Annotated in this window: 2 protein-coding genes; both read left to right on the top strand. The window is 73.0% G+C overall.

Annotation, left to right across the window (positions count from 1 at the left end):
- Window positions 1-2,805 (top strand): type I polyketide synthase (locus B118_RS29260; protein WP_238324156.1); only part of this gene is annotated, 2,805 nt, incomplete at its 5' end.
- A 50-nt stretch (window positions 2,806-2,855) separates the two neighbouring features.
- Window positions 2,856-3,711 (top strand): beta-ketoacyl synthase N-terminal-like domain-containing protein (locus B118_RS0124580; RefSeq protein WP_018813225.1); only part of this gene is annotated, 856 nt, incomplete at its 3' end.

Genomic DNA, 3,711 nt, shown 5'->3' with positions numbered 1-3,711 from the left:
GTGGATTTGGATTGGGGTGTGGTGTGTGGGGGTGGGCGGCGGGTGGATTTGCCGACGTATGCCTTCCAACACCAGCGCTACTGGATCGATGCTCCGGCTGGTCCTGGTGATGTCACCGCGATGGGTCTGGACTCCGCCGACCACCCGCTGCTCGGCGCGGTCGTCGATGTGCCCGGCGCTGGCGGTGTGGTGCTCACCGGCCGGATCTCCCGCACCGCCCAGCCGTGGCTCGCCGACCACGCGGTGTTCGACACCGTCCTCGTCCCCGGTACCGGGCTGGTCGAACTCGCCCTCCACGCCGGAGACCAGGTCGGCTGTCCGGTACTGGACGAACTGACCATCGGCGCGCCGATGGTGCTGCCCGCTGAGGGCGGGCTGGCGCTGCGCGTCACGGTCGCCGCCGCCGACGACAGCGGCGCCCGTACCCTGGGCATCTGGACCCGGCCCGACGACGCCGCCGACGGCACCGGCTGGACCCGGCACGCCGAAGGGATCCTGGTCCTCCGGGCCGGAGCCGACCCGACCGCTGCCGACCTGTCCGCGTGGCCGCCCCCCGGCGCCGAGCCGGTCGACCTCACTGGACTCTACGACCGGCTACCTGACCACGGATACGGCTACGGGCCGGCGTTCCAGGGACTGCGCGCGGTGTGGCGGCGCGGCGACGGCGACACCGCCGAGGTCTGGGCCGAGGCGGCGCTTCCCGAGGTGGCCGCTGCCGACGCGCCCCGGTTCCTGCTGCACCCGGCGCTGCTCGACGCGGCGCTGCACGCCAACCTCGTAGCCGAAGGCGCAGGCGACACGCCGTTGCCGTTCTCTTGGCGCGGGGTGACCCTGCACGCGGCGCACGCCGCCACCCTGCGGATCCGGATCTCCCCGGCCACCGCCGACAAGCTGGCCGTCGCTGTCGCCGACGGTAATGGCAATCCCGTCGCCACCATCGACCAGATGGTGGTCCGACCGGTGGCCGCCGACGTGCTCGGCACCGCCGCCCGCCGCCATCAGCGCAACCTGTTCGAGGTGGCCTGGCGGCCCGTCCCCACCCCGGACGTTGTCGCCGACGACTGGACCCTCATCGACGCGGAGGCGGAACTGCCCGCCCCGGCACCCGGCACCGTCGTGGTCACCCTCGACCCGGCCAGCACGCCGCCCGCCGCCGTGCACCGGGCTGCCGAACGACTGCTGGCGCTGTTGCGCCGATGGCTCACCGAGCCGGGGTACGCCGCGACGACGTTGGTGCTGCTCACCCGCGACGCGGTTGGTGCCGGCGACACCCCGGTCGACCCCGTCCAGGCGGCCCTGTGGGGGCTGGTCCGGGCCGCCGAGGCCGAACACCCCGGTCGGTTTGTCCTGGTCGACACGGTTGGCGCCGGCACCGACCACCTCGCGGCGGCGCTGGCCACCGGCGAACCGGAAGTGGCCGTCCGAGAGGGTCAACTGCTGGTGCCCCGACTGACCCGGGTATCCGCCGAGGCACCCGGCGACACCCCGTGGCCCGCCGACGGCACCGTCCTGATCACCGGCGGCCTCGGCGGGCTGGGCAGCCTCATCGCTCGGCACCTGGTCGCCCGGCACGGCGTACGCCGGCTGCTGCTGACCAGCCGCAGCGGCGCCAGCGCACCCGGCGCGGCGGAACTGGTCGCGGACCTCACCGCTGCCGGCGCCGAGGTGACGGTCGCCGCCTGCGACGTCGCCGACCGGGACGCGCTCGTCGCGCTGCTCGCCGAGCTTCCCACCGACCACCCGCTCACCGCCGTCGTGCACGCCGCCGGTACCGCCGAGAACGCGCTGGTTGACGCCCTCACCCCCGAACAACTACACCGGGTGCTACGGCCCAAGGTGGATGCCGCCTGGCACCTGCACGACCTCACCCGCGACCTCGACCTGGCCGCGTTCGTGCTCGTCTCCTCCTCGGCCGGCTGGGTGGCCGGCGCTGGCCAGGGCAACTACGCCGCCGCCAACCTCTTCCTCGACGCGCTCGCCCAGCACCGCCGCGCAGACGGGCTGCCGGCCACCTCGCTGGCCTTCGGCCTCTGGGCCGCCGGCACCGGCATGGGCGGTCAGCTCGACGAGGCCGGCCTGCACCGGATGCGCCGGCTCGGCATGCCCGCGATGACCACCGACGAGGGGCTGGGCCTCTTTGACGCAGCCGTCGCCGCCGACCGGGCCAACGTTGTACCGGTGCGGGTCGACCTGGACGCACTGCGGCGGCGGACCGACACGCTGCCCACCGTGCTGCGCGGCCTGGTCCGCAGCCCGGCCCGGCCCGTGGCCACGGGAGACCCGATGGCCGGTGACCGGGGGCTGGCCCAGCGGCTCGCCGGTCTCTCCGACGCCGACCGGGACACCCTGCTGCTGGACCTGGTTCGCACGCACGCCGCCGCTGTGCTCGGCTTTCCGGGCCCGGCGTCGGTGGAACCCGGTCGTGCCTTCAAGGACCTCGGCTTCGACTCCCTTGCCGCCGTCGAGTTCCGCAACGTGCTCAGTACCGTCACCGGCCTGCGGCTGCCCGCCACGCTCGTCTTCGACCACCCCGAACCCGCCGCCCTCGCCCGGGCGTTGAAGGCCGACCTGGTGGTGCCCGATGCCGATCCGGCCGACGCCGTCCTCGCCGACCTCGACCGTCTGGAGAAGACCCTGGCCGGCGTACCCGTCGACGAGTACGGCCGGGTCACCGCACGGCTGGAGGCGGTGCTACGTGGCTGGCAGGACCGGACCGGCGGCCCCGACGGCACCCGGCACGACTACGAGTCCGCCACCGACGAGGAACTTTTCGACGTCCTGGAGAACGAGTTTGGCATCTCCTGACGGCAGTCCGACTCCGAGGTCCCTCCGGCGCCGGAAGATTGGTGTGAACGATGGCGAACGACGACAAGCTCCGGACCTTTCTCAAGCGCGCCACGGCCGAACTGCAACAGGCCAACCGGCGACTGCGTGAGGTGGAGGCCCGGGACCAGGAGCCGATCGCGATCGTCGGCATGGGCTGCCGCTACCCCGGGGGTGTCCGGTCGCCGGAGGACCTCTGGCAGCTCGTCCTAGACGGCACCGACGCGATCTCCGACTTCCCGACCGACCGGGGCTGGGACGTCTACGGCGTCTACGACCCGGAACCCGGCAAGCCCGGCAAGAGCTACACCCGGCACGGCGGCTTCCTCTATGACGCCGCCGACTTCGACCCGGGCTTCTTCGGGATGAGCCCACGGGAGGCGGTGGAGACGGACCCGCAGCAGCGGCTGGCGTTGGAAGCATCCTGGGAGGCGTTCGAGCACGGTGGCATCGACCCGGTCGGCCTGAAGGGCAGCGCCACCGGCGTCTTCGTCGGCGTGATGCACCACGACTACGTCGACAGCACCACCTCCGGCAGCCTCGTCTCCGGTCGGGTCGCCTACCACCTGGGCCTGGAGGGGCCTGCGATCACGGTGGACACCGCATGCTCGTCGTCGTCGGTCGCGGTGCACCTGGCCTGCCAGTCGCTGCGTAAGGAGGAGTGCGGCCTGGCGCTGGCTGGTGGCGTCGCGGTGATGGCCACCCCGCAGCTCTTCGTCGAGTTCAGCCGGCAGCGCGCGCTGTCCCCCGACGGCCGGTGTCGGTCCTTTGGCGACGGCGCTGACGGCGCGGCCTGGTCTGAGGGTGTTGGTGTGTTGGTGTTGGAGCGGTTGTCGGATGCTCGTCGTAATGGGCATCGGGTGTTTGGGGTGGTGCGGGGTTCGGCGG

This window comes from Salinispora pacifica CNR114, assembly GCF_000514775.1.
Classification (GTDB): Bacteria; Actinomycetota; Actinomycetes; order Mycobacteriales; family Micromonosporaceae; genus Micromonospora; species Micromonospora pacifica.
Note: the sequence above shows the minus strand (reverse complement) of the source record. Positions and strands in the feature narration are given on the sequence as shown.